The sequence below is a fragment of the Curtobacterium sp. MMLR14_010 genome (genome assembly GCF_001865015.1).
GTDB lineage: Bacteria > Actinomycetota > Actinomycetes > Actinomycetales > Microbacteriaceae > Curtobacterium.
Map to the genome: position 1 here is coordinate 53,836 of NZ_MJGV01000017.1, position 24,717 is coordinate 78,552.

Consider the following 24,717-nt stretch of genomic DNA (forward strand, 5'->3'; position numbering starts at 1 on the left):
GCCACGAGCCTCCCGTCCGGCCTGTGGAGAAGTCCGCAGGCCGTCGGTGCGGTCCTCTACGATGGTCGGCACGGGGGTGACGTGTGAAACTCAAGATGACCATCGCGGACACGGCGGGGACCGAGCAGGACGTCGTGGTGACGGCGGACGTGACGGCGACCATCGGGAGCCTGGCGAACCGGCTCGCCACGGGCAGTCCCGGGGGCGACGTCCCCCTGACGCTGCGCGTGCAGTTCCCGGACCGGCCGCAGGCCCGCCTGCTCAACCCGTCCGCGACCGTGCACGAGTCCTCGTTGCGGTCGGGCTGCCGCGTCGAGATCGTGCCGGCGACCGAACGCCGGCGCGGCGACGACGTCGAGGACGCCCCGGCGGCGATCGTGCAGGTGCTCTCCGGCCCGGAAGCCGGCCACGAGTACACGCTCACGCAGGGCGTCAACCTGATCGGTCGCGACGCCATGGCGCAGGTCTACCTGTCGGGTGACCACGAGGTCTCCCGACGGCACGCGTCGGTGATGGTGGGTGACACGATCGAGGTCGTCGACCTCAACTCCGCCAACGGCGTCGCCGTGGACGGCCGGCTCGTCGCCCGGGCCTTCGTCGAGCCCGGCACCACCATCCAGGTGGGGGAGTCCCGCCTGCGGATCGTCCCGCTCGCGGCCCCCGGTGTGCCGGTCGTGCCGGGGTCGGTCGGTGCACCGGCGCACGACGCCTTCTCCCGGTCCCCGCGCGTGGACCCCGCACACCGCGGCAAGCACTTCACCCTGCCGGAGATCCCGGTGCCCGGCGAGAAGCCCCGGCTGCCGATCCTCGCGATCCTGGCGCCGATCGTGCTCGGCGCCGTGCTCTTCCTCGTGACGAAGCAGCCGTACACGCTGATCTTCATCGCGCTCTCGCCGGTCATCATGATCGGCACCTGGATCGACCAGCGCGTCCAGGTGAAGCGGCGCAAGCGGGACGAACGCCAACGGTTCGAGGAGTCGCTCGCCGACACCCGCACGCGGCTCGCCGCCGAACGGGAACGGGAGGTCCAGGCCAGGATCGCCGAGTCGCCGTCGCCCGCGGTGGTGACCGCCGCCATGCGCTCGCGCTCCGAACTCCTCTGGACGCGCAAGCCCGAACACACGACCTTCCTCGAGGTCCGGTTCGGCGCCGGCACGCTGCCCTCGCGCGCCACCATCACGATGCCCTCGAAGAACTCGGGCAGCGTCGACGACTGGAACCGCGCCGAGGACCTCGCCGACGAGTACGCCACCGTCGGCCCGGTCCCCGTCATCGAGACCTTCGAACGCGCCGGTGCGATCGGCGTCGCCGGCACCGGCCTGGCGGCGGACGACGTCGCCCGGTCGCTCGTGGTGCAGCTCGTCGGGCTCCACAGCCCCGCCGACCTCGTCGTCACCGCGTTCGCCGGTGGCACCACCACCGACCAGTGGGGCTGGCTGAAGTGGCTGCCCCACGTCGACTCGCCCTACAGCCCGCTGCGGTCCGGCGGCCTCGTGCGCGACTTCGCGGGAGCGTCGACGCTCCTCGCCGAGCTCGAGGGCCTCGTGGCCACCCGCCGTGACGCCGGCGCCGGCCGTGGCGAGCACGTGCGGTCCCGACTCGACGAGTCCCGTGCCCTCGACGAGGAGCACGGCGAGTCCGTCGACCGCCTGCCGGCCACCCCGGCCGTGCTCGTCGTCGTCACCGCCGAGGCCCCGGCCGACCGCGCCCGGCTGGTGGCCCTCGCGGAAGAGGGAGCCGACTTCGGCGTGTTCGTGCTCTGGCTCGCGCCGACGCAGCAGGCGCTCCCGGTGGTGTGCCGGACCTACATCACCCTCGACCGGCAGACCGGCACCGCGACCGTCGGGTTCGTCCGCACCGGCCAGGCCGTCGAACTCGACGAACTCGACCGCGTCGACCCGCTCGAGGCCGCCACCGTCGCCCGGGCCATCGCCCCCGTGCAGGACACTGGCGCCCGTGTGCTCGACGAGACCGACCTGCCGCACAGCGTGGCCTTCGTCGACCTGTACGAGGGCGACCTCGCCGGCGACCCGGCCGCGGTCGTGAGCCGCTGGTCGAAGAACGACAGCCTCACCGCGGACTGGGTCCCCGGCGCCGGACGCGAAGCCGGCGGCATCCGGGCCGTCATCGGACAGGGGCCGAGCGAACCGCTCGCGCTCGACCTCCGCGCTCAGGGCCCGCACGCGCTCGTCGGTGGCACCACGGGCTCCGGCAAGAGCGAGTTCCTGCAGACCTGGATCATGGGCATCGCGGCCGAGTACGCCCCAGACCGCGTGACCTTCCTGCTCGTCGACTACAAGGGCGGTGCCGCATTCGCCGAGTGCGTCGGGCTGCCGCACACGGTGGGGCTCGTCACCGACCTGAACCCGCACCTGGTGCGGCGTGCGCTGACCTCGCTCCGTGCCGAGCTGCGCTACCGCGAGCACCTGCTGAACGAGCGCGGCGCGAAGGACCTCGTCACGCTCGAACAGCGCGGTGACCCGGCCGCACCGCCCGCGCTCGTGATCGTGATCGACGAGTTCGCGGCGCTCGCGTCCGAGATCCCGGAGTTCATCGACGGCGTGATCGACGTCGCCCAGCGTGGCCGGTCACTCGGGCTGCACCTGGTGATGGCGACCCAGCGCCCCAGTGGCGTCATCAAGGACTCGCTCCGCGCCAACACGAACCTCCGCATCGCCCTCCGCGTCGCGGACGAGGTCGACAGCAGCGACGTGCTCGGTGTCCCCGACGCGGCCTGGTTCGACCCGGGGACCCCCGGTCGAGCCGCGGCCAAGACCGGCCCGGGGCGCGTGCTGGACTTCCAGACCGCGTACCTCGGCGGCCGGTCCGACGACGTCGTCGTGCACGAACCCGACGTCGACGTGCAGGACTTCCCGTTCGGCCCGGGCACGATGTGGCCGAGCGCCGTGCGGGCCCCGCGGGACACCACCCGGGCGAAGGACATCGAACGGCTCGCGGGCACCATCGCGGCCGCTGCCGACCGTCGCGCGCTCGCCATCCCGCGCAAGCCGTGGCTCGACCAGCTCGGCGAGACCGTCGACCTCGGCACGCTGGCACCCTCGACCGGTGCGGCGCTCGTCATCGGCACGCTCGACGTCCCCGAGGACCAGCGCCAGTCGGCGCACGCGGTCGACCTCGACGTCGCGGGGAACGTGGCCGTCATCGGCACGGGTGGCTCGGGCAAGTCCACCGCGCTCCGTGCCGTCGCGGTCGCCGCGTCCGCCGTGGCCGACCGGCACCCGGTGCAGATCCACGCGCTCGACTTCGGTGGTGGCGGGCTGTCCATGCTCGAGGCCCTGCCGACCGTCGGGTCCGTCATCAGCGGGCCGGACGACGAACGCATCACCCGGCTGCTCACGGACCTCGAAGCCACGATCGCCGACCGGTCCACGCGGTTCGCCGCTGCCCGCACCGCGTCCCTCACCGAGTACCGCGCGGTCTCCGGCAAGGCCGAGCCGCGCATCCTGGTGCTCATCGACGGCATGGGCGCCTTCCGCAACGAGTACGAGTTCCGTCCCGGCACCCTGCAGCTCTTCGACCAGGTGCTGTCCCTGGCGTCGACCGGTCGCGCGCTCGGCGTCCACCTCGTGATGGCGGCCGACCGCGTCGGGGCCTTCCCGACGAACCTGCAGGCCAACATCGGCGAGCGGATCGTGCTGCGGCTCGCGAGCGAGATCGAGTACAACGCCGCCGACGTGCCCGCTGACGTCCTGGACGACGCCGTGCCCGGGCGCGGGCTCGTGGACGAGCACGAACTCCAGGTCGCCGTGCCCGCCGGCAGCGCGGACCTCGTGGTGCAGGCGGCGGCCGTGGAGGCCCTCGCCGCGTCGCTCGTCGAGCGTCGCGTGCCGCGCACCCCGGAGATCCGGCGGCTGCCGTCCGTGGTCGACGCCGCGACGCTCGGCTCCTCCGTGGGTGGCCGTCCGACGATCGGCCTGGCGGACGACACCCTCGCCGCCGTCGGCATCCCGACCGACGGGCTGTTCGTCGTCACCGGCCCGTTCGGCTCCGGTCGCAGCACGACCATGCGCACCCTCATCGGTTCCGTCACGGCGACCTTCCCCGACCGACCGGCCTACCTGGTCGTCGGACGCCGCAGTGCGCTCCGCGACGCCGCCGACTGGGCCGAGCTCGCCACGGACTCCGACTCCGCTGACGCGCTCGCCGGACGCCTCGCCACGGCGCTCGAGACCGGCGGTGTCGTCGGACCGGAGCCCTTCATCGTGATCGAGAACGTCGGCGACTTCGAGGGGCTGCCGGCCGAGTCGCAGGTCGCACGGCTGATCAAGGCGGCTCGTCGCGCCGGGGTGTTCGTGCTAGCCGAGGCGGACACCGTCACGGCTCCGAGCGCGTGGCAGCTCTTCGGCGAGCTGAAGACCGCCCGCGCCGGCATCGCCCTGCAGCCGGAGGAGACCGACGGCCTGACCCTGTTCCGCACCGCCTTCCCGCGGTGCACACGGTCGGACTTCCCGCTCGGACGCGGCTTCATGGTCGACTCCGGACGGATCACCCGCGTCCAGGTCGCCCTGCCTGTCCACAGGGGTTCACATCGCATGGGTGATGAACGAACCGGTGGTGCTACCGTGGCATGAGTCGTCGGAGGGGCTGACGACGAGAACGACCAACTGAACGGGGAATCACCATGCCGAACATCAACGTGTCCTACCAGGAGCTCAACGGCAACGCCGACCGGCTGCTCGCAGGGCGTGACGAGATCAACGCGACGCTGTCGAAGCTGCAGGCGCAGATCGCGTCGCTGACGCAGGCGGGGTTCCAGACCGACCGCTCGTCGGGTGCGTACAACGACGCGTACCAGCGCTTCACCTCCGGTGCGCAGAACACCATCGGTGGTCTGAACGACCTGGCCCAGTTCCTCCGCACCACCGCGACCACGCTGGGCGACGTCGACCAGCAGCTCGCATCCAAGCTCGGCCGCTGAGGCTGATCCGGGGGAGGACCGCCGCTCCGGCAGCGGTCCACAGGGGGTGAACTGTGTACGGGGAGATGTCGAACCTGCGGGCCAAGGCCCGGGCGCTCCGCGACGACGCTGACGGTCTGCGCTCACGAGCCTCTGCGCTCGTGGCGCAGGCCGAGGCGCTGTCGTCGTCGTCGAAGGCCGTCGAGGGCGTCCGCGCCCGCGTGCGGGAGTCCGGTGCTGAGCTCGGCAAGAAAGCCCAGCTGCTCGACGACGCCGCTGCGGCGCTCGAGGCCCACGCCAGGGCCGTCGACGCCGTGAAGGCGCAGATCGCCGAGGCCGAGCGGATCGCACGCGACCTCTGGAACCAGGCCTCGAACCTGGTCGCGAACGTCGTCAACACCGTCAAGGACGTCGCGAGCACCGCCGTGAACGGCTTCATGAACGTGCTCGGTGCCGCGATGTCGGGCAACCCGGACCAGATCCAGGTGTCCGTGTTCATGGCCGGCGGGCGCGAAGTGTCGAGCTCGCAGGTCTCCAGCGCGCAGTCCTTCATCGCCCAGGTCCCGGCACCGCCGGAGTCTGGGTCGAAGGACTGGATCGACGTCCGGAGCGCTGCCAGCCGGAACGGCATCGGATGACGCCCGGGCCGGACACCACCACCGACGTCGTCGAGTGGGACCTGTCCCTCGATGAGCTCCGCGCCGTACGGGAGCACCTGCCGGGGCTCGTGCTCCCGTCGTTCGTGCCCGAGGGCACGTCCACGGCTGATGCCGGTCTCGTCGACGTCCTCGTCGCGAAGGGCGTGCTGACGGCGATGCCGACGCCCGCCGCCGAGTCGTGGTCCGAGGACCTCGATGCACCGTTCCTGATGACGCTGGCGTTGCAGAACGCCGGTGCCATCGTCATCCAGGTCTCAGCCTGGACGCCGACCTCGACCACCGCGCACTCGACGGTCATCCAGGCCGCCGCTTCGTCGCACCTGACCGTCTGGACCGGTGTCGACCACGGCGAGGGCCGCGCGCGGGTCCGGGGGACGGTCCTCGACCTCGCGTGGCAGACGCTCGCGTCGCTGGTGCCCGAGCTCGACGTCACCGACCGTGTCCGTGGCACCACGACGGTCAGCACGGTGGCCTCGCAGGCGATCGTCGACGCGATCAAGGGGCGGGACGCCCGGGTGCTCGATGCCGTCGTGCGCGAACTCCACGTCCCCGCCGAAGCCGTGACGCTCTTCCGCGGGCTGGCCGAGCCGGTCCGGCACGGCTTCCGGGTCAAGGCCTTCACGCTGGACGGAGGCCCGGTGTTCGCAGGCAACTGGTTCGGCACCAGCCACGGGTGGCTGCGGATGAGCGTTGGTCTGGACGCCGCCGCTCGGACCGGCGAGGTCACACCCGAGCTCATCACCGACGCCGGCACGGTCACCGTGACGGCGCAGACCGACGAGGACATCCGCACGGAGTTGCTGAGCCTCGTCGCCGGACTCATCAGGGACAGGGATGTCATCGGGGGCAGCGATGTCTGACGGACTCAAGGTCGACTTCGCGGAGATCGACCGCATGGTGACGGGGCTGACCAACCTCAACGCCTACGCGCTGCCGCTCGTGCCGAAGGTGGGGGCGTTGTCGGCTGACGGCGACTTGCTCGCCTCGGCGATCCTGTCGCCGGGAACGGCTGTCGCTGCCGAGGGCGCGGTGCTCAGCGCATCGGCGCAGCTCGGCGTGACGATGGTGACGACCGAGGCGCTGGTGCTGATCACGGCGTCGATCGTGAAGGTCTATGAGGCGGCGGAAGTTGCTCTGGCACTGTCAGCGGCAGCTCTCGAAGTCGCCGGGGCAGTCGCCAGCCAGCAGATACAAGCAGGACTCGTGCACGCGGGTGACGCCGTGCTCGGATACTTCACCTCGGCAAGCACGGCCGCGACTGTGGTCGTTCTCGCCGTAGGGTCCTTCGCGCAGGGGCTGGGCCAGAACCTCGAGTTGTCGGCCGCAGTATCGTTGGCAGCTGCATTCGCGCAAACAGACAGCCCGCTCGACCTCGTGAACGGCGATTTCGCCCGCCATCTTGCTGCTGCGTGGGACGAGAACTTCTCCTGGTCCGATGCCTTCAGTGACGTAACTCGGACGTTCGAGAGCAATCTGGGCGCCGTGCCAGGTGGCTACGACGCGCTGATGTTCCTGGTCCTGCACGATGGTCGGAGCCTCGGGTTCTTCAACGACGGCCGATTCGACAAGCACGACGTTGACCAGAAGTCGATGAAGAAAAGCGCAGATAAGACCGTCGACGACCTTGACGCCTCGATCCCCGAGATTGCTGAGGGGCTGGACATCGACCCGACAACGGGAGCCATCAAGCCTCACTCTATCGCGGACGTCTTCGCCGGTGCGGCTCAAATTGACAACATCGGCAAGAAGGACTTCGCGGACATTCGGATAGTGGAGCGCAAGGTCGGTGAGGAGAGCTACTTCACCGTGCAGATCCCCAGTACCCAGAGGTGGGCACCATGGGGGCTCGGTAACCCCTGGGGCCAGGGAGCGCCGAACGATCTGACGTCGGACGTACTTGCTCTTCAACAAGGCGATCAGACGGCGCTTGCTGAGGCGGTCAAGCAGGCTATGCGGGACGCAAAAGTCGGTAACCACCCGGTGATGCTCACAGGCTTCAGTCTCGGGGGCATTACCGCTGGAGCGATCGCTCAGGGCAACAACGGCGAATTCAACATCCAACAGGTCGTCACGGCGGGTGCGCCTATTGCCAGGATGGACATTCCTGCTGACGTTCACGTCACGGCGCTCGAAAGCACGCAGGACGCTGTGCCTACGCTGGACGGGAAGGCCAACCCGTCGGCGTGGAGCGTCAGCCCGACGCCTGAGACTGCACGACTCGACAACGAATCTGCAGGCACGGTCATGTCTCCGAAAAACGTGCACGACGCAGCGCGTTACGCTCAGATGGCTGACAACTACTCCTCGAAGATCGACCCCGGCGTGTCTCAGTTCCTTGAGGACTCTCATGGCGCGACGATGACGGTGAAGGACGTTCAAGTGGTGCGACGATGAACAAATACACCAAGTGGTGTGCCCTTGCGGGAGCCCTTTTGATGATGAGCAGCCTGGCGGCTTGTTCGAGTAGCCAGGCCGGGCGGACGGCACCGGAGGCAACAGCAGCCGTCAAGTCTGTCAATGGAATCGCCGATGCCCAGGTTGAGATGCGGAACTACCGGTCCGGATTCACCTCGAACTGGGGCGTCACAATTTACTTCACACCTGACAGCGAATTTGATGAGATTGACAAGAAGGCCCTGTTCGAGCGGATGTTGCGGATTGGCTGGTCAGTGAATGAGCACAAGATCGACACCGGGGTGTCGATAGCTCTCGAAGATGACGATCAACAGATCAACCTCGTACAGATGGCAGAAGAGGCTGGCCTGTCCGACTTTCGCCGGGCGGGAAACCTGACTTCCCGCTTCACTGTGCCAACCCGGGCCCTGCAGGACGAGTTCGGTGATTGGCCGGGTCGGGATTAACTCGCTCGGTTTGTTCGGTCGCACAGTCCCTTGGAGGACCCGGGAACCAGACGACCGTCACCGATCACCAAGTTGCGGAGAGCCAAATGAGCTCGGCACGTCAACGACTCGCGCTGATCACTGCGGCCATCGTCGTGGTGGGAGCCATCGGAGGGTGCAGTATCGCGGACGACCCGGCCGGTACGGACTAACCGTCGAGTTCCGGCGGCCGTCGCAATTCGGATTCCAGCATCGGCTCTTCCCTTCAAGGTGGTTCGATGAGCGCGAAGGACTACTATGTCGCTCGAAAATAAGCATCGTCGCCTCGGAGCATCTATTGCGTTGCTTGCCGTAGCTGGGGTATTTCTTTCGGGGTGTTCTAGTGTTCGGGGAGGAAGTGACTCTCCCTCCGTGACGCGCACTATGGATCAAGCGGATCAATTCAGCGCTACAGGGATTGAACACCACGAGATCTCGAAGACGTTCGGGTCGACGGACCTCGTCATTCTTCGATCGAAGTACAGCGGTGATGTGGAAAGCGGCGATGAAAGCGTTCGGCTGGCTCGGTATCTGCTCGAGGCTGGATATGCAGTCAATGACCACAAGCCCACCTCGGGCATCCGCGTGATTCTGCAGGGGTATCGGGGCCAGCCGCTCGGACTTGCCCTAGAGAATTCCGGTTGGCAAGGCGTCGTCTATGAAGAGTCGGAGCCAGGGCGGTTCTTCGTCAACGGTGCCGTGCTCGAGAACAAACTCGGCAAGTGGCCCGGGCGTATGCCCGAGACCGCACCGCACTGATTGCTGCGGCACTTCGGTGTGAGTCTCATGGCGCACCCTCGGGGACATGACGTCGAAAACGGATCGGCGGGACCTCGGTTCGAACTCCTCCACGGGTCCCCGGGGCGAACTCGACTCCGATCCCAACACAGGAAGTCGTCTCGGATCGTTGGTGCTGTCGGTGCGATGGCGTGTGCGACGGATCCGAGCGTCAGGCGACCGTGGCCAGCGCGAACGGCAGCACGGCTGACGCCCCAGCGCGGCGGAGCTCCCGGCCCGCAACGGTCATCGTCCAGCGGCTGTCGACGAGGTCGTCCACGAGCAGCACCGGCCCCTCGTGCGACTGCAGTGCCGCCCCGAGCTCCGGCCCGACCGTGAAGGTGTCCCACACGCCACTCAGCCGGTATGCACTGTTCGTCGCACCGTCCCCACGCGGCACCCCACCATCGCGGTCGAGCGTCCCGAGGAACTCGAGCTTGCCGATCGACGACAACGCCGACGCCAACGACGCGACGAGCTGGGGCCGCGAGCGCGACGACATCGCGATGACACCGGTCGGCCGGGTCTCCCACGGCCAGTCGCGGAGCGCACGGATGCAGCCGTCGAGGAGCTCCCGTGACACGGGCGCATCGGGCACTCCGGAGGCGAACAGCGCTCGCAGGGGACCGCCCCAGCCGAGGTCGGTCAGCCGTGCGACAGCACGCCCCGGAGCGACGACCTCGCCCGGGCCGAGCTTGCCGCGCACGGGGACGTTCAACGCCGACATGCCGGAGGGCCACTGGGCCCGCGGCGCGATCTCGACGCCGACCTGGTCGAGGGCCGAGGACGCACCCTCGGCGGCAGCGCCCGGCACGTCGGTGGGGTACCAGACGCCCGCACAGTTGTCGCAGCGGCCGCAGGGCTCCGCGGACGGGTCGTCGAGGTCCTGCTGCAGGAGTTGCATCCGGCAGGCGTCGGTCGACTCGTAGTCGAGCATCGAAGACGCTTCGGCGGCACGGGCAGCGGCCACGCGGGCGTAGCGGGCCTCGTCGTACTCCCACGGCTGCCCGGTCGACACCCAGCCGCCGGTGACACGGCGGACGGCGCCGTCGACGTCGAGCACCTTGAGCAGGAGTTCGAGCGTGGAGCGCTTGATGTCGACGAGGCCTTCGAGCGCGACGGTCGACATCGCGGAGTCGGTGGAGAGGGCGTCGAGCACGGCCGTCGCACGCGACTGGGTCGGCATCGAGGCACTGGCGAAGTACTGCCAGATCTCGCGGTCCTCACGCCCCGGCAGCAGGATCACGTCGGCGTTGTCCGTCGCACGGCCGGCACGACCGATCTGCTGGTAGTAGGCGACGGGGGAGGAGGGAGCCCCGACGTGCACGACGAAGCCGAGGTCGGGCTTGTCGAAGCCCATACCGAGCGCGCTCGTGGCGACGAGGGCCTTCAGCTCGTTGTTCTTGAGCTGCTGCTCGAGCTGTTCGCGTTCGTCGGTGTCCGTCCGGCCCGTGTAGGCCCGGACCGCGTGGCCGCTCTCGCGCAGGAGCCGTGCGATGTCCTCGGCCGCGGAGACCGTCAGCGTGTAGATGATGCCGCTGCCAGGCAGGTCGCCGAGGTGTGCCAGGAGCCAGCCGAGCCGGGCGCGGGCGTCGGGCAGCGTCAGCACGCCGAGGCGCAGCGACGCCCGGGCGAGCGAGCCGCGGATGGTGAACACCGGGTCGGCTGGGCCGGCGGTGAGCTGTTCGGCGACGTCCTCCACCACGCGCTCGTTGGCGGTGGCCGTGGTGGCCAGCACGGGAACGCCGTGCGGCAGGGACCGGATGAGTTCGGCGAGCCGGCGGTAGTCGGGCCGGAAGTCGTGGCCCCAGTCGGAGATGCAGTGGGCCTCGTCCACGACGAGCATCCCCATCCGGGCGATGAGCGCCGGCATCTGCTCGTCGCGGAACTTCGGGTTGTTCAGCCGCTCAGGGGAGACGAGGAGCACGTCGACCTCGTCCCGCGCCAGCTTCGCCTGTGTGTCGGACCACTCGTGCGCGTTCGCGGAGTTGATCGACACCGCCCGGACTCCAGCCCGGGCTGCGGCCGCGACCTGGTCCCGCATGAGCGCCAGGAGCGGCGACACGAGCACCGTCGGACCGCCCCCGCGACGGCGGAGCAACAGGGTCGCCAGGAAGTAGACCGCCGACTTGCCCCACCCGGTGCGCTGCACGACGAGGGCGCGCTGGCGGTGCTCGACCAGGGCCGAGATGGCCTCCAGCTGCCCGGGGTGGAAGACCGCGTCGGGGCGACCGGTCAAGGCGAAGAGGGCCTCCCGTGCCTCGGCGGCGAGTTCGGTCGACGGCGGAGCCGTCGGCGCCGCTGCGGCGCCCAGCGCGGACGCCGACGGGGCAGCCGCGGACGCAGACGGGACGGACGGTCCGGAGCCGAGCACAGGAGAGGACATGCCCCCATGCTGTCAGCACCGTCCGACGGAACGCGCCCCCAGCCTCCCGGCTGTGGACAGACCGGAGGATGTGGAGAGCCAACCGGTCGGGAACGGCCGGACGATCCCCGCTACTGGTAGGTGACCAGCGACGGCGTCGGCGTCACCTGCGACATCGTCTCGGACGGCGACAGCATGGGCGTGTCCTCGTCGTAGAAGTTCTTCCAGCCCCAGTGGATGCCAGCGGGCGCGCCGACGTGGAGCGCCTTCCACGTCGCCTGCTTGTCCGGCTGGGAGCCCTGCCCGTCGACGTGCACGAGCATGTCGAGCTCCGGGTGTGCCTGCAGCGACGAGCGGTCCTGGATCATCGACAGCCGGAACTGGTGCAGGACGAGGGCCTTCGGCGGCAGGTCCTCCGATCGGACGAGGTCGGCCAGCCAGGCGGACACCTCGTTCACCTCGGCGGCGCTCACCGTCCCGATCTGCCGCAGCGGGACCTGGTCCGGTCCGAGTCGCCACTCCGGGTCGAGCGCGAGCCACACCCCGGGTCGCTCCAGCAGCGACTCGTACCGCTTCGCCTGCGACAGGAAGTCCGAGCGGCCCGGCTGCAGGTCGATGATGACCGGCATGCCCGCGTCGTGCGCCGCGTCCACGTACGGCTCGAGCGTCGACACCGGCAGCTCGGTCGAGTAGTCGCCGTCCGCACCCGCGTCGCCGGCAGCGACCGTCGCGATCAGCTCGAACGCGGGGGTCACCGGCTCGTCCGTCAGTCCGTCGTACGTCGTCGCGAGGTCGCGCACCCTCGTCACCGATGCCGCGGGGTCCTGCTCGCCGAGCACCCCGAGTGCCGGCGCGCCCGGCGCCCCGTACATCGCGACGTACCGGTGCCCGTCGAACGGCCGCTGGCCGCCGTGCGGCAGCTGCCAGCCGCCCTCGGCCGCACGGACGGTCCACCGGGGGTCCCCGAGCTTCACGAAGGCTCTCCCCACCAGGACCGTCGGCGACTCCTCGTGCTCGTGCAGGGCGCGGACCACCTCCGGCGCGGCGGCCGGGTCGGTCACGCCTTCCGGCATGGTCACCACCGTCGCACCCGCTGCCTTCGCGGTCGCGGAGACAGCAGCGTCCTCCGTCGCCTCCGCCATGACGACGGTCACCGACCGGGAGGCTCGGGGTGCGTCCGCGTCGTCCGTCTCCTCCGACGCGGCTCGCTTCTCGACCGATGTGTCGATGTGCACGGTGCCGACGGTCTGGTACCAGGACGCGTCGAGTCGCCGGAGCTCGGCTGCCACCGCTCGGCGCCGCTCGTCATCGACGAGCAGCACCGGGACGTGAGCGGTGCGAGCGGCGCTCGCCGCCTTCCTGATCGCCGGCGCGTCGTCGGCGGGGGCGAGGACCGCACCCGGTGCCGAGGCGAACAGCGCACGACTCGCCCGGAGCGCCCGTTCGGCGGCATCCCGCTGTGTCACGACGGTGATCGTGTCGGCGGAGGCCTTCGTCAGGGTGGCGCGGGTCACGGGGGGTGCTGTCCCGGTGCAACCGGCTGCTCCCAGCAGGAGCCCTGCGGTTGTGAGCAGAACGACGGAACGGGTGGAACGGGAACGCATCGGGCCACCCTAGGGGAGTCGCGCCGGACTGGGCGATCCGAGGTGGCGCGGCGAGGGCTCGTCGTCCGCTATGCTTGTCTGGCTGCTCCGCGCTCGGTCGGGTGCGGGTGGCGGAGTCCCTCGGGACTCCGAGTTCTCCGGAACTCGCGGGCTGTGGCGCAGCTTGGTAGCGCACTTGACTGGGGGTCAAGGGGTCGCAGGTTCAAATCCTGTCAGCCCGACCGACAAGCCCCGACGGAACCACGGTTCCGTCGGGGTTTCTTGCGTCCGGCCTCGTCTGTCCCAGCGACCGCCCGGGATCCGCCGTGCCGAGCACGCCCAGGTGGAGGACGATGGGCCGCACCGCACTCAGGAGATGATGCGCCATGCAGTTCCTCGTCAACGTGATCGACGACGGCCAGGCCGAAGCCGCTGGCCGGACCGAATCCGCCACCGCCGCTGAGGCCGACGCGGTCCAGGCCCTGAACGACCGGCTGCAGGCCGACGGTCGGATCGTGTTCGCCGGCGGCCTCGCCGGGCCTGCCGACAGTGTCGTCGTCGATGCCCGGAGCGGGGACGCCGTCGTCACCGAGGGCCCGGTCGTCGACGCGGCCGAGTACGTCGCGGGGTTCTGGGTGCTCGAGCTCCCGGACGTCGAGACGGCCCGAGCAGTCGCTGCCGAGGCCTCGACGGCGTGCAACCGGAGGATCGAGCTGCGCCCGCTGCTGTGAAGTGCCCGAGCAGCAGCGGACCCGGCGTGACGATCATCGGAGTCGTCGCGTCCCGTTCACGGGCGCAGCATCCCGTGCCCGGACAGGAGACACCATGAGCACCACTGACCACGACGACACCACCACCAGCCGGCCGTCCTTCCGGGACACCGTCACCGCGGGCCTCGCGCAGAAGGCGCTCGAGCCGGTGCTGCGTGCCGTACGGGACGAGATCGCGTCGGCTCGGCGGGAGATCAGCGAGCGTGCGACGAGCGCGAAGGCGGGGCTGCTGCTCACGGGCGTGGCGGTCGGGTTCGCGCTGACGACCCTCGTCGTGCTGGCCGGCTTCGTGGTCGCGCTCCTGGCGCTGGTGCTGCCGGTGTGGGCGGCGGCGGGCATCACGTTCGCCGTGTTCGCGATCGTGACCGCGGTCCTGCTCGTGCTCGGGCTGCGCGGCATCCGCCGTGGGGTACCGCCGGTGCCGTCGGACACGATCCGCTCGGCGAAGGACCGCCTGACCGACCATTCGTAGCGGCGGCCGGAGCGACGTCGAGCTGACGGATGCGGTCGGCGACGCGCGGGTCCTGCGAACCAGATCCGTCACGCGTCGATCCGGGAACGTCGATCCCGGCGAGCATCCCGGTACGGTGGAGACCTCTCGGGGGGAGCAGACATGAGCGACGGCAGCGACGGCAGCGACGACCGCGTCCAGCACGACGAGCGAGACCAGGGACCGCGCAGCATCGGCGAGCAGCGGGTCGCTGCCTGGATCGGCGGCGTCATCGGCCTCGTCGTCGCCATCGACGTCGTCTACCTGCTCGGGCACGCCATCGACGCCGGTGGGTCTGGTGCGTTCGCGTTCGGCCTGGCGATCCTCGGCGTCCCGCTCGCCGTCGTCACGCTCTTCGTCTGCGGTCTGCTGACGCGCCGCTACCGCGGGTTCCTGGTGAGCGTCGGCTTCGCGCTCCTGGTCTCGCCGTTCCTCGGCCTCGCCCTGAACACCTGACGCACGGCCGGCCGCACGGCCAGCCGCACGGCTGGCGCGCCGCGCCGACCAACGACAGCCCGGTCACATCCCGAGCTGTTCCCGCAGGTAGGGCGCCGTCCGGCTCGTCGTCGACGCAGCGACCTCGCGCGGTGTCCCCACGGCGACGACCTGCCCGCCGGCGTCGCCCCCGGCCGGCCCCATGTCGATCACGTGGTCCGCCCCCGCCACGACGTCCATCGCGTGCTCGACCACGACGACGGTGTTGCCCGCGTCGGTGAGCCGGCCGAGCTGCGCCGCCAGGAGTTCGACGTCCGCCGGGTGCAGCCCCGTGGTGGGCTCGTCGAGCAGGTAGAGCGTGTGTCCGGTCCGTGCGCGCTGGAGTTCGGTCGCGAGCTTGATGCGCTGCGCCTCGCCCCCGGAGAGCTCCGGTGCGGGCTGCCCGAGCCGGAGGTACCCGAGCCCGACCTCACGCAGGGTCTCGAGCCCGCGGGCGGCGATCGGCAGGGGAGCGAGGAACGGTGCGGCCTCGTCGACGGTCATCGCCAGGACGTCCGCGATCGACGCGCCCTGCCACAGGACCTCGAGCGTCGACGCGGTGTACCGGGTGCCGTGGCACTCCGGGCACGGCGCCCAGCTGCCGGGCAGGAACAGGAGCTCGACGGAGACGGACCCCTCGCCCTGGCAGACCTCGCAGCGGCCGCCGGCGACGTTGAACGAGAACCGCCCGGCGGTCCAGCCTCGTGAACGGGCCTCTGGCGTCGCGGCGAAGGCTGCTCGGACCGCGTCGAAGAGCCCGGTGTACGTGGCGAGGTTCGAGCGGGGCGTCCGTCCGATGGCCTTCTGGTCGACCACGACGACCCGGTCGACGATCGAGCTCTCCAGAGCAGCCGAGGGCAGGACCCCGCCGACGAGCGACGACTTGCCCGACCCACTGACCCCGGTGACGGCGGTCAGGACCCCGAGCGGCAGGTCGACGTCGATGTCCTGCAGGTTGTGTCGGCTGACCCCGCGCAACGCCAGCGTGCCGACCGGCGTTCGCACGGTCCGGGACACTCGGGATCCAGAACCCGCAACCAGGTACCGCCGCGTCACCGACGCCTCGACCGACGCCAGCCCGTCCACCGGCCCGCTGTACAGCACGGTCCCGCCGCCGGCTCCCGCCCCGGGCCCGACGTCGACGATCCAGTCCGCCCGCCGGACGATGCTCATGTCGTGCTCGACCACGAACACGCTGTTGCCGCTCGCGCGCAGGTCCTCGAGCACCTCCATGAGCGACTCGGCGTCAGCGGGATGCAGTCCCGCGCTCGGCTCGTCGAGCACGTAGACCACGCCGAACAGCCCCGAGCGCAGCTGCGTCGCGGTCCGCAGCCGCTGGGTCTCGCCGGGGGAGAGCGTCGGCGTCGACCGGTCGAGCGCCAGGTACCCGAGCCCGAGCCCGGTCAGCACCTCGACCCGAGTGAGCAGGTCCGACGCGATGGCCACGGCGACCGAGGAGCGCTCGCCGGAGGACGCCTTCGACGTCGCCGCGGACGCGTCCGTGATCGCCGCGATCGGCCGCAGCACGTCGGCCAGGTCGGTCAGCGGCAGCCCGTTCAGCCCCGCGATGGAGTGTCCGCCGACGGTCACGGCCAGGGCAGCGCGGGTCAGTCCAGTCCCGTGGCACAGCCCGCACGGCCCGGACTCGACGAACCGCAGCACCTTGTTCCGCTGCGACTCGCTCTGGGAGTCCGCCAGGGTGTGCAGCACGAACTGCCGGGCGCTCCAGAACCGTCCCTTGTAGGGCTTCGCCACGCGGTCGCGCTTCGGGTGCACCTCGACGACGGGCTGTTCCTCGGTGAACAGCAGCCAGTCGCGGTCCTCGCGGCTCAGCTCACGCCAGGGCCGCTCGATGTCGTACCCGAGCCCCGCGGTCACGTCACGCAGGTTCTTCCCCTGCCAGGCGCCGGGCCAGGCGGTGATCGCGCCGTCGCGGATGCTGAGGGAGTCGTCGTGCACGGCGGACGCCTCGGTCACCTCGTGCGCGGTGCCGAGCCCGTGGCAGCGGGGGCAGGCACCGGCGACGGTGTTCGGCGAGAACGAGTCGGACTCCAGCCGGTCCGCCCCGTCCGGGTAGGTGCCGGCGCGCGAGAACAGCATCCGCATCGAGTTCGACAGGGTGGTCAACGTGCCGACGGTGGACCGGGCACTCGGGGCACCGCGACGCTGCTGCAGCGCGACCGCCGGCGGCAGCCCGGTGATCGAGTCCACGTGCGGCGTCGACCCCTGCGCGATGAGCCGCCGCGCGTACGGCGCGACGGACTCGAGGAAGCGCCGCTGCGCCTCCGCGAACACCGTCCCGAACGCCAGCGACGACTTGCCGGACCCGGAGACGCCCGTGAACGCGACGATCCGGTCACGTGGGACGTCCACGTCGACGTCGCGCAGGTTGTTCTCGCGGGCTCCGCGGACACGGATGAAGTCGTCGTGCCCGGGGTGGTCGGCAGGGGCGGTTCTCGAAGTGGGCATCCCCTCGAGACTAGGCGCGCGCCCTGGACGCGGTGACCACCGGACGGGAGGCTCGTGGCGGCGCCGCCACGGGCCTCCCGTCCGGTGCGGCTCAGCCGAGCAGGCCCGTGAGCTGCTCCACGACCAGGTCCGGTCGGGTGATGAACGGGTGGTGCCCGGTGGGCAGCTCGACGGAGCGCGTCGCGCGCGCCGCGTGCTCGCGCTGCAGCGCGACCGAGGTGCTGCGGTCGTCGCCGCACACGATGGCGGTGGAGTCGACGTCCTGCCAGCCGGCCTCGGTCGTCGGCGTGACGAACGCGGCGGCGGACTGCGCGGTGACGCGCTCCCAGGCGGCCTGCTGGGTGGCGGTGTCCGCGTCCTGCAGGAACCGGGCTCCGAAGGAGTCCGCGTCGTAGCCGCTGACGCCGAGCGTGCCGTCGCCGTGGTCCGCGATCGTGACCGGGTCGGACTCGCCGCTCATGATCGCGGCCTGGGCCTGCCCGACCGCCGGCAGGTACGACGACACGAGGACGAGGTGCCGCACGGCGGGGTGGTGTCCCGCCTCGGCGATGACGGTACCGCCGTAGGAGTGCCCGACGACGATCGCGCCCGCGTCCGGGTCGACGGCGTCCAGCGCTCGCCGGAGGGCAGCGGCGTCCTCGACCAGGCCACCCTCGGGCGAGCCGGACGCGGTCTCTCCGCACGAGGGCAGTGCGATCGCACGGCTGCGGATGCCGGTGGTCTCGAGCAGCAGGTCAGCGGTGGGCTGCCACCACCAGGCACCGTCGCGGACCAGGGCGCCGTGCACGAAGAGGAGTTCCATGCGCCGACGCTACGACCGCAGGCGACCCCTCGCGGCCCGGTTCGCCGACGGCGCACGGGGCGCCGTCGGTGGTGTCGGAAGACCGCACAGTTCACGCGCTGCGGCGGCGGAGCCGTCCCCGGCGATCTACGGTTGAGGCATGAGCAGGTTCCGCACGGTCCTCGTCGCCGTCGCACTCGGCGTGTGCATCCCGCTCGCCGCGGTCGGCGTGGCCGTCGTCGTCCACCCGGCGCTGGGGAACGCCGAGTCGAGCCAGACGGTCTCCGGTCCCCGCGCCGGCACCTCGGTCGTGACGATCGGCGACTCGATCATGGCGGGCTACGGCCTCGACGACACGACCAAGGCGTGGCCCGCGCTCCTCGCCCGGAAGGACCACGTCCGCGTGACGAACCTCGGGTGCAGCGGCGGCGGGTTCCTGACGGTGGGTGACTGCGGCACGGACTTCGCGGGCCTCATCGCGCAGGCCAGGGCCGCACACCCGTCGATCGTCATCGTGCAGTCGACGGACAACGACATCGGCAACAGCGCAGCGTCGATCGAGACCGCCACGCGCGCGACCCTGCGAGCCCTGCACGCGGCGCTGCCGAAGGCCGAGATCGTCGCGCTGAACACCCTGTGGGACCAGCCGACCGCAGCTCCGCCCGAGATCGCGCAGGGCACGGCGAGCATCCGGCGGTCCGTCCGCGCCGTCGGGGGCACCTTCGTCAGCATCGGGCAGCCGCTCCGTGGGCACCGCACGCTCCTGCAGGCCGACAGCGAGCACCCGACGGTCGCTGGGCAGCGCGTGCTGCTGGACCGGGTCCTCCGGGACGTCCGCCGCGCCGGCGTCCGCCTCTGACCCTCGTACCACCGAGGGTCAGGCCGGGCGACGGCTGAGCAGCGCCTCCGGGTCCTGACGACCGTCGGCGACGACCGCGCGGAAGGCCCGGACCAGCGGGACCCCCGGGTGCACCGTCGCCGGGGTCGACCACGCCAGGGCCGACGCGATCGCCGGGTACTCCGCGAACCGGACGAACCACGGGTCGCGGTGCCCGAGCGCCTCGAGGACGATCGTGACGGGCCGCCCCTCGACGTCGGCGCTCCAGGCGACCCACGGAGCGACGGAGCCGTGCACCGCGGACTCCCCGGTGGCCGTCGGGGTGCGGACCTCGACGTCCGTGCACGGCGGCAGGCGCCAGGTGAACCCGCCGTACCCGGCACCGACGCGGCCGTTGCTGCCGGGGCCGCCCAGCAGGACGTCGTCGTCGCCCGGGGTGCTGAAGGACGAGGTCGTGCGGAGCTCCCACGCGCCGGGGCCCAGTGACCGGGTCGCCGTCGTCCGGTCCTCGTGCAGGCGCGGTCGCCCGTCGGGCCCGCGCCACGACAGCTCGAGGGTGTGGGAGTCGCCCTCGACGGTCTCGCGTTCGACGGTGACGGTGCCGTGGTCGTCGCGCCAGACGTAGCCCTCGCCGCGGACGTAGGTGCGACCACCCCAGCAGTTCGTGCCGTCGACGTCGGGGATCGCCGGCCCCACGCCGCAGTGCCAGTCGTGGTCGGGCGGGTGGTGCGCGCTGACGACGACCCCGGCGAGCGTCCGCACGGGGTGCAGGTACGGCCGGGGGACCGAGGTCGGGATGGTGCCGGCGCCGTCGAGCACGGTCGCGACCTCGGCCCGGGTGCCGTCGGCGGTCGGGACGGTCAAGCGGTGCAGCACGTCGTCGCGTGTGGCGTGCGCCCAGGGAGCGTCGACCTCGGAGAACAGCGCCAGCTCCTCGGCGGCGCGCTCGACGAAGGACTCGACGTCCTGCACGACGGGGTGCCGGGCGGGTCCCTCGTCGAGCCAGGTGACGAAGGGGTGGTCGATCTGCACGGGCTCCGTGGCCCGGACGGCCTCGAGCACCTCGACGAACGCGCCCGTCGACACCAGGGGGACGAGCAGGTCGGTCCCCGTGCGGCGGTGGTCGAGGAGGTCCTCGAGCAGGTCGGTGCGGCCGTGGTGCTGCGTCGGGGCGTCGGGCAGCGTGACGTGGTCGAGCGTGTAGTCGAACCGCGCGGTGCCGTCCGCTCCGGTGACGCGCACGGAGGGCACGGTCTCCTCGGCGGCGCACAGGGTCAGCGCGGCCGTGGCCTCGCGTCCCGATGCGGTCGTGACGCGCACCGACGACGTGTCGTCGCCCTCGATCGCGTTCGCCCGGTACAGCTCGACCTCGACCCGCGCCACGTCGGCGGCACGGCGGGCACCGACCAGGGCCAGCGCGGTGGCGACGGCGTGGGCGAGGGGGTTCGTCACGACGCCGTCGAGCACGTCGACGCCGTGCAGCCGTCGACGGCCGGCCCAGGCGGACCGCTGCCAGTAGGCGTCGTCGCGGCGCCAGGTGCCGACGGCCGCCGCCGAGCGGACCGCGCCGACGACGTGGCCGTCCCGCAGGGCACCGAGCGCGTCGGACCCGAGGCTCTGGAACCCGACCTGGACGACCCGTCCGGTGCGGCGTTCGGCGTCGAGCAGTTCGGCCAGGGCGGCCCGGGTCGTCACCGGTGGCTTCTCGAGGAGGACGTCCGCGCCCGCCTCGAGCGCCGCGAGGGTCAGCGGGAGGTGTGCCGCGATGGGGGCGGCGACGACGACCACGTCGACGGGACCGTGCGCGGAGGCAGCAGCGAGGTCGGCGACCACGGGGACGCCGCCGTCCGTCGGGCCCTCGAGCGCCGGGTCGAGGACCGCGGTGAGCGTGCAGCGCCCGGCAGCGACGAGCCGGTCGACGTTCGCGCGGTGGTGCAGGCCGTACCCGCGGGCGCCGACGAGCACGACGCCGGGCAGTGCCACGGGCGTGCTCCGGTCGGTGCCTGCGGGCGTCACACGGACGTCCCGGGGGACCCGCCCGTGCCGATCGTGACGCGCGTGCGCCCCGGGGCCCGCCCGGTCACGAAGACGTGCTCGCCGTCGGGGCGGTCGGTGCCGCCGAGGAACGCGTAGTCCTGGCCCGGTGCGTAGAACGCCGGCTGCGCGGGACCCGACCCGTTGCCCGGCCCGACGGTGACGACGTCGTCGCCGACCCGGTAGCTGCCGGTCCCGTCGGCGAGCACCCGGTTGCCCTCGGCGTCGTGGTCCATGCCGGTGACGGTACCCCCGGCGCGGAAGGACAGCTGCAGCGCCCACGGCACGTCCGCGCCGTCGAGGTCGAGGTCGAGCACGACGGCGTCGGGCAGCACGGTCACGTCGACGGTGGTCGTCAGCGTGACGGTGTCCACCGCCCGGTCGCCGAAGTCCATCGCCGCCGAGAACCGGCCCTCGTCGCGCAGGTCGTAGGCGCCGTCCGCACGGCGGCGCTCGCTCGGGAGTGGCTGGTGGTAGCCGGCCTCGACCGACTCGGTGAGCCGGAAGCGCAGGACGTCGTCGGCGTCGGGCGACAGCGTCGTGAGGGTCGTCGGGCGGAACGGCCCCAGGCCGAAGAACTCGCGGGACAGCCGCACGTCGGACAGCACGACGTCGCCGGCGAGCACCCGCAGGAACGTCGGGCTGTTCGCGAGTCCCGAGCGGACGTGCCCCTGCGCCGGCACGTCCGAACCCGCGAACACGACGACGCTCCGCCGGGGCTCCCGGACGTGCACGAGCCGGGCGTCCGCGAAGTGGAGCACCTCGCGCGCCGGAGCGGTCGGCGGTTCCCCATCGGGGAGCGGGCGTCCGAGCAGCGGGTCGGTCATGGCCCGCGCGGCGACGGCGCCCGGCTGCCACATCCCGAGCGTCACCGCACGGCGGGCAGCGGCGGCGACGTCGGCGCGGTCGTCCCGCACGGCGACGTGCCACAGCAGCGGCGCGAACGGGCCGATGCCGAACGGGCGGGACTGGTCCTGCCGGCGCGACTGCACGGTCTCGACGGTGTCGTCGGGGAGCAGCAGGGCGAGCACCGCGTCGATGCTCCGGCGTACCGGCTCCAGGAGCTCGGCGCGGTCGAGGACCTCGGCGAGCACGAGGAACGACGGGCACGACACCGCGACGGCGTAGTTCGGGCTGCGCTCTGACCACAGCCCGTCGGCGTCGATGTCCGCGCCCTCGGCCAGCCACTCGTCGATCCGGGCGACGAGCGCCGGGTCCGGGTGCAGGCGGTGGACCCGGGCCAGGGCAGCGGAGATCTCCCAGCGGTGGTTCGGGGTGTGCACGCCGCCGGTGCGCAGGGCGGGGGCGGCGCGGAGCACGATCCGGTCGAGGTCCTCGGCGAGGGCACCGGCGACGCTCGAGTCGGCACGGACGGGGCCGAGCAGCTCGAGGGCGTCGCAGCAGTCGTTGACCGTGAACGCGGAGTCCGGCGGCGACAGGACGTTGTCCCCGCCGACGAAGGTGCCGTGCTCCGACTGCCGGGCGGCGAGGTGCCGGACGTACCCGTGTGCGGTGGTGAGGTCGGTCTCGTCGGCCTGCGCCGGGCCTCCAGTCCGGACCCACGCGCCCACCAGCGTGAGCGCGCGTGCCATCAGCTCACGGTGCTGCAGCGTCGCCGGGTCGTCGGAGCTGGACCGTAGGTCCCGGACCGCCGCGTCGGCGGCCGGCCCCACGGCCTCGAGGAAGGTCGGTCCCATCAGTCCTTCAGCCCAGCGTTGAGGTCGGCGCCGTTCACGTACTTCTGGAACACCAGGTACAGGAGCAGGAGCGGCAGGATCGAGATGACCGAGGCGCCGAGGAGCACGGTCCAGTTCACGTTCTCAGCCCCGACGATGCTCTGCAGGGCGATCTGGATCGTGAACTGGTGCGGGTCGTTCAGCACGAGCAGCGGCCAGATGTAGTCGTTCCAGCGCCACTGGAACGAGAAGATCGCCAGGGTCAGCATGATCGGGCGGGAGATCGGCAGCATGATCCGGACGAAGATGCCGAACTCGCTCGCGCCGTCGATCCTGGCCGCCTCGACGAGGTCGTCGGGGACCGTCAGGAAGAACTGGCGGAACATGAAGATGCCGGTCGCGGTGATCACCGACGGCACGATGATGCCGGCGAGCGAGTCGTACAGGCCGAGGTCGCGGATCACGATGAAGGTCGGGGCGAGGATGACCTCGGTGGGGAGCATCGTCGTCGCGAGGATGCAGACGAAGAACACCTTCAACCACTTGTTGTCGTACTTGGCCAGGGCGTACCCGGTGCAGGCGCTCGCCAGGACCGTCAGCACCGTGGTGACCAGGGCGACGATGATCGTGTTGCCGAAGTACCGGGCGAAGTCGAAGCTCGACCAGGCCTCGGTGAAGCCGGACACCGACCACTGCTTCGGCAGCAGGGTCAGCGGGTAGGAGAACAGCTCGCTGCCCGGCTTGAAGGCGCTGAGGACGAACCAGAGCACGGGGAAGCCGAAGGCGAGGATGAAGACCCAGAGCAGGGCGGTCGCGGCGACGGCCTTCCCACGCGGGACGCGGGTGCGGCCGGGGCCGCCGGTGCGTGCGCTGCGCTTCGTCACCTGGTCGGTGACGGCAGCGGCGGTCGTCGCGGCGGCGACGCCGGCGGGGCTGGTCGCTGCCCCGGTGGTCGCGGCGGCGCCGGCGGGCGTCGACGGCAGTGTCGTGTCGGTCATCGGCGTGACTCCGTCCGGCGGTTCATGGCGAGCTGGATCAGCGCGATGGCCATGAGGATCAGCATGAGGACCATCGACGCGGCGCTCGCGTAGCCGATGTGGGCGTTCTGGAACCCGTTCGTGTAGATGTACTGCACGAGCAGGTTGTTGTCGGTGCCCGGGCCGCCGTTGTTGAGCGCCTGGATCGTGGCGAACTCCTTGAACGCCCCGAGCGAGGACAGCAGCACCACGATGAACGACGTCGGCGCGATGCTCGGCAGGGTGATGTAGCGGAACTGGTGCCACGCGCCGGCGCCGTCGAGCGAGGCGGCCTCGTAGTACGACTGCGGGACGTTCCGGATCGCGGCGACGAACAGCAGCATGTTGAACGCGGCGCCGGCCCAGGCGGTGGCGAAGATGACCACGAGCAGCGACAGGTCGGCGTTGGACTGCCACGGCACGGCCTTGCCGCCGAGGGACTCGATGACGAAGTTCGCCAGCCCGAAGTTCTCGCCGAACATCCAGCGCCAGATGACACCGGTGACGATGGGGGAGATCAGCCACGGCACGAAGAACACGATGCGGGCGACGCTCCGGCCCTTCGCGGCGGGGCTCGTGAGCATGAGGGCCATCGAGAGCGACAGCACGAAGCCGAGCGGCACGGCGACGACCGCGTAGATCAGGGTGCGGACGAGCGCGGCGTAGAAGGTGGAGTCGCCGAAGAGCTCGGAGTAGTTCTCCAGGCCGATGAACTTCGGGTCGCTCACGCCGTTGTAGTCGGTGAACGAGTAGCCGAGGCCGATGACGGCGGGCCACACGAAGAACACGACGAACAGCACGGCGTTGACCGCGACGAAGGCGATCGGGGCGAGGACCGGGCGGCTGACGCCGGAGCGGCGACGGCGTGGTCGGCCCGGCGTGCTCGGCCGGGCGGGTCCGGGTGGGACGGCCGCGGTGGCGGTGACGTCACCCGCTGCGGTGCTGGTGCTCACGATGATCCTCTTCGTTCGTCGTGCCGGGGTGGGGG

At 71.3% G+C, this 24,717-nt stretch carries 19 protein-coding genes and 1 tRNA gene; 12 read left to right on the forward strand and 8 right to left on the reverse strand.

What is annotated here, in order from left to right; all coding sequences use genetic code 11:
* Positions 1 to 95 precede the first annotated feature (95 nt).
* The 7 genes from BIU98_RS02410 (at position 96) to BIU98_RS18800 (ending at position 9,215) form a co-directional block, all read left to right on the forward strand.
* Positions 96 to 4,592 (forward strand): FtsK/SpoIIIE domain-containing protein, encoded by a 4,497-nt coding sequence (locus BIU98_RS02410; RefSeq protein WP_083392898.1) that lies wholly within the window; start codon positions 96 to 98, stop codon positions 4,590 to 4,592.
* Between the two features lie 50 nt (positions 4,593 to 4,642).
* On the forward strand, positions 4,643 to 4,939 hold the full coding sequence (locus BIU98_RS02415) for a WXG100 family type VII secretion target (RefSeq protein WP_071270879.1): 297 nt from the start codon (positions 4,643 to 4,645) through the stop codon (positions 4,937 to 4,939).
* A gap of 53 nt (positions 4,940 to 4,992) precedes the next feature.
* Positions 4,993 to 5,556 (forward strand): hypothetical protein, encoded by a 564-nt coding sequence (locus tag BIU98_RS02420; protein ID WP_071270882.1) that lies wholly within the window; start codon positions 4,993 to 4,995, stop codon positions 5,554 to 5,556.
* Positions 5,553 to 6,437, forward strand: a complete 885-nt coding sequence (locus BIU98_RS02425; protein ID WP_071270885.1) for a hypothetical protein — start codon at positions 5,553 to 5,555, stop codon at positions 6,435 to 6,437. The genes BIU98_RS02420 and BIU98_RS02425 overlap by 4 nt, the downstream gene beginning before the upstream one ends.
* Positions 6,430 to 7,971: a hypothetical protein gene (locus BIU98_RS02430; RefSeq protein ID WP_071270895.1), complete on the forward strand. Its 1,542-nt coding sequence runs from the start codon at positions 6,430 to 6,432 to the stop codon at positions 7,969 to 7,971. The genes BIU98_RS02425 and BIU98_RS02430 overlap by 8 nt, the downstream gene beginning before the upstream one ends.
* Positions 7,968 to 8,438, forward strand: a complete 471-nt coding sequence (locus BIU98_RS02435) for a hypothetical protein (protein WP_139200522.1) — start codon at positions 7,968 to 7,970, stop codon at positions 8,436 to 8,438. The genes BIU98_RS02430 and BIU98_RS02435 overlap by 4 nt, the downstream gene beginning before the upstream one ends.
* Positions 8,439 to 8,828: 390 nt before the next feature.
* Positions 8,829 to 9,215: a hypothetical protein gene (locus tag BIU98_RS18800; RefSeq protein WP_139200523.1), complete on the forward strand. Its 387-nt coding sequence runs from the start codon at positions 8,829 to 8,831 to the stop codon at positions 9,213 to 9,215.
* Between the two features lie 190 nt (positions 9,216 to 9,405).
* Here the strand turns inward: BIU98_RS18800 and BIU98_RS02440 are convergent, their stop codons facing one another.
* Entirely contained in the window at positions 9,406 to 11,619 is a 2,214-nt protein-coding gene (locus BIU98_RS02440) for an ATP-dependent DNA helicase RecQ (RefSeq protein ID WP_254787769.1), read from the reverse strand.
* 110 nt (positions 11,620 to 11,729) lie between these two features.
* On the reverse strand, positions 11,730 to 13,112 hold the full coding sequence (locus BIU98_RS02445; protein WP_254787770.1) for a hypothetical protein: 1,383 nt from the start codon (positions 13,110 to 13,112) through the stop codon (positions 11,730 to 11,732).
* A gap of 237 nt (positions 13,113 to 13,349) precedes the next feature.
* On the opposite strand from BIU98_RS02445, the gene BIU98_RS02450 reads away from it, so the two are divergent.
* From BIU98_RS02450 to BIU98_RS02465, 4 genes are all read left to right on the forward strand, one after another.
* A tRNA-Pro gene (locus BIU98_RS02450) sits at positions 13,350 to 13,423 on the forward strand.
* A 144-nt stretch (positions 13,424 to 13,567) separates the two neighbouring features.
* Positions 13,568 to 13,912, forward strand: coding sequence for a YciI family protein (locus tag BIU98_RS02455; RefSeq protein WP_071270913.1), 345 nt, complete (start codon positions 13,568 to 13,570; stop codon positions 13,910 to 13,912).
* Between the two features lie 94 nt (positions 13,913 to 14,006).
* The gene (locus BIU98_RS02460) at positions 14,007 to 14,423 is read left to right on the forward strand and encodes a phage holin family protein (RefSeq protein WP_071270916.1); all 417 of its coding nucleotides are present in this window, start codon (positions 14,007 to 14,009) and stop codon (positions 14,421 to 14,423) included.
* 141 nt (positions 14,424 to 14,564) lie between these two features.
* Positions 14,565 to 14,897, forward strand: coding sequence for a hypothetical protein (locus BIU98_RS02465; RefSeq protein WP_071270918.1), 333 nt, complete (start codon positions 14,565 to 14,567; stop codon positions 14,895 to 14,897).
* 63 nt (positions 14,898 to 14,960) lie between these two features.
* Here BIU98_RS02465 and BIU98_RS02470 read toward each other — a convergent pair whose 3' ends face one another.
* Together BIU98_RS02470 and BIU98_RS02475 are read right to left on the reverse strand one after the other, a co-directional pair.
* Positions 14,961 to 17,384, reverse strand: a complete 2,424-nt coding sequence (locus tag BIU98_RS02470) for an excinuclease ABC subunit UvrA (protein ID WP_071270921.1) — start codon at positions 17,382 to 17,384, stop codon at positions 14,961 to 14,963.
* Between the two features lie 91 nt (positions 17,385 to 17,475).
* Positions 17,476 to 18,186 (reverse strand): alpha/beta hydrolase, encoded by a 711-nt coding sequence (locus tag BIU98_RS02475; RefSeq protein ID WP_071270924.1) that lies wholly within the window; start codon positions 18,184 to 18,186, stop codon positions 17,476 to 17,478.
* 139 nt (positions 18,187 to 18,325) lie between these two features.
* Between BIU98_RS02475 and BIU98_RS02480 the strand changes: the two genes are divergently transcribed.
* Positions 18,326 to 19,024 (forward strand): SGNH/GDSL hydrolase family protein, encoded by a 699-nt coding sequence (locus tag BIU98_RS02480; RefSeq protein WP_083392899.1) that lies wholly within the window; start codon positions 18,326 to 18,328, stop codon positions 19,022 to 19,024.
* 18 nt (positions 19,025 to 19,042) lie between these two features.
* Here the strand turns inward: BIU98_RS02480 and BIU98_RS02485 are convergent, their stop codons facing one another.
* The 4 genes from BIU98_RS02485 to BIU98_RS02500 are packed head-to-tail and all read right to left on the reverse strand — an operon-like array spanning position 19,043 to position 24,682.
* Positions 19,043 to 20,986: a DUF6807 family protein gene (locus BIU98_RS02485; RefSeq protein ID WP_071271020.1), complete on the reverse strand. Its 1,944-nt coding sequence runs from the start codon at positions 20,984 to 20,986 to the stop codon at positions 19,043 to 19,045.
* Between the two features lie 29 nt (positions 20,987 to 21,015).
* Positions 21,016 to 22,734: a hypothetical protein gene (locus BIU98_RS02490; RefSeq protein ID WP_071270927.1), complete on the reverse strand. Its 1,719-nt coding sequence runs from the start codon at positions 22,732 to 22,734 to the stop codon at positions 21,016 to 21,018.
* On the reverse strand, positions 22,734 to 23,711 hold the full coding sequence (locus BIU98_RS02495) for a carbohydrate ABC transporter permease (protein WP_254787771.1): 978 nt from the start codon (positions 23,709 to 23,711) through the stop codon (positions 22,734 to 22,736). Before BIU98_RS02495 ends, BIU98_RS02490 begins: the two co-directional genes overlap by 1 nt.
* Positions 23,708 to 24,682, reverse strand: coding sequence for a carbohydrate ABC transporter permease (locus BIU98_RS02500; RefSeq protein ID WP_083392901.1), 975 nt, complete (start codon positions 24,680 to 24,682; stop codon positions 23,708 to 23,710). The genes BIU98_RS02495 and BIU98_RS02500 overlap by 4 nt, the downstream gene beginning before the upstream one ends.
* Between the last annotated feature and the right edge of the window lie 35 nt (positions 24,683 to 24,717).

Bases quoted from the DNA above. Each gene is read 5' to 3' on its own strand.
- BIU98_RS02410 (WP_083392898.1), top strand. From the start codon at position 96: ATGACCATCGCGGACACGGCGGGGACCGAGCAGGACGTCGTGGTGACG.
- BIU98_RS02415 (WP_071270879.1), top strand. From the start codon at position 4,643: ATGCCGAACATCAACGTGTCCTACCAGGAGCTCAACGGCAACGCCGAC.
- BIU98_RS02425 (WP_071270885.1), top strand. From the start codon at position 5,553: ATGACGCCCGGGCCGGACACCACCACCGACGTCGTCGAGTGGGACCTG.
- BIU98_RS02430 (WP_071270895.1), top strand. From the start codon at position 6,430: ATGTCTGACGGACTCAAGGTCGACTTCGCGGAGATCGACCGCATGGTG.
- BIU98_RS02435 (WP_139200522.1), top strand. From the start codon at position 7,968: ATGAACAAATACACCAAGTGGTGTGCCCTTGCGGGAGCCCTTTTGATG.
- BIU98_RS02440 (WP_254787769.1), bottom strand. From the start codon at position 11,619: ATGTCCTCTCCTGTGCTCGGCTCCGGACCGTCCGTCCCGTCTGCGTCC.
- BIU98_RS02455 (WP_071270913.1), top strand. From the start codon at position 13,568: ATGCAGTTCCTCGTCAACGTGATCGACGACGGCCAGGCCGAAGCCGCT.
- BIU98_RS02460 (WP_071270916.1), top strand. From the start codon at position 14,007: ATGAGCACCACTGACCACGACGACACCACCACCAGCCGGCCGTCCTTC.
- BIU98_RS02465 (WP_071270918.1), top strand. From the start codon at position 14,565: ATGAGCGACGGCAGCGACGGCAGCGACGACCGCGTCCAGCACGACGAG.
- BIU98_RS02470 (WP_071270921.1), bottom strand. From the start codon at position 17,384: ATGCCCACTTCGAGAACCGCCCCTGCCGACCACCCCGGGCACGACGAC.
- BIU98_RS02475 (WP_071270924.1), bottom strand. From the start codon at position 18,186: ATGGAACTCCTCTTCGTGCACGGCGCCCTGGTCCGCGACGGTGCCTGG.
- BIU98_RS02480 (WP_083392899.1), top strand. From the start codon at position 18,326: ATGAGCAGGTTCCGCACGGTCCTCGTCGCCGTCGCACTCGGCGTGTGC.
- BIU98_RS02490 (WP_071270927.1), bottom strand. From the start codon at position 22,734: ATGGGACCGACCTTCCTCGAGGCCGTGGGGCCGGCCGCCGACGCGGCG.
- BIU98_RS02495 (WP_254787771.1), bottom strand. From the start codon at position 23,711: ATGACCGACACGACACTGCCGTCGACGCCCGCCGGCGCCGCCGCGACC.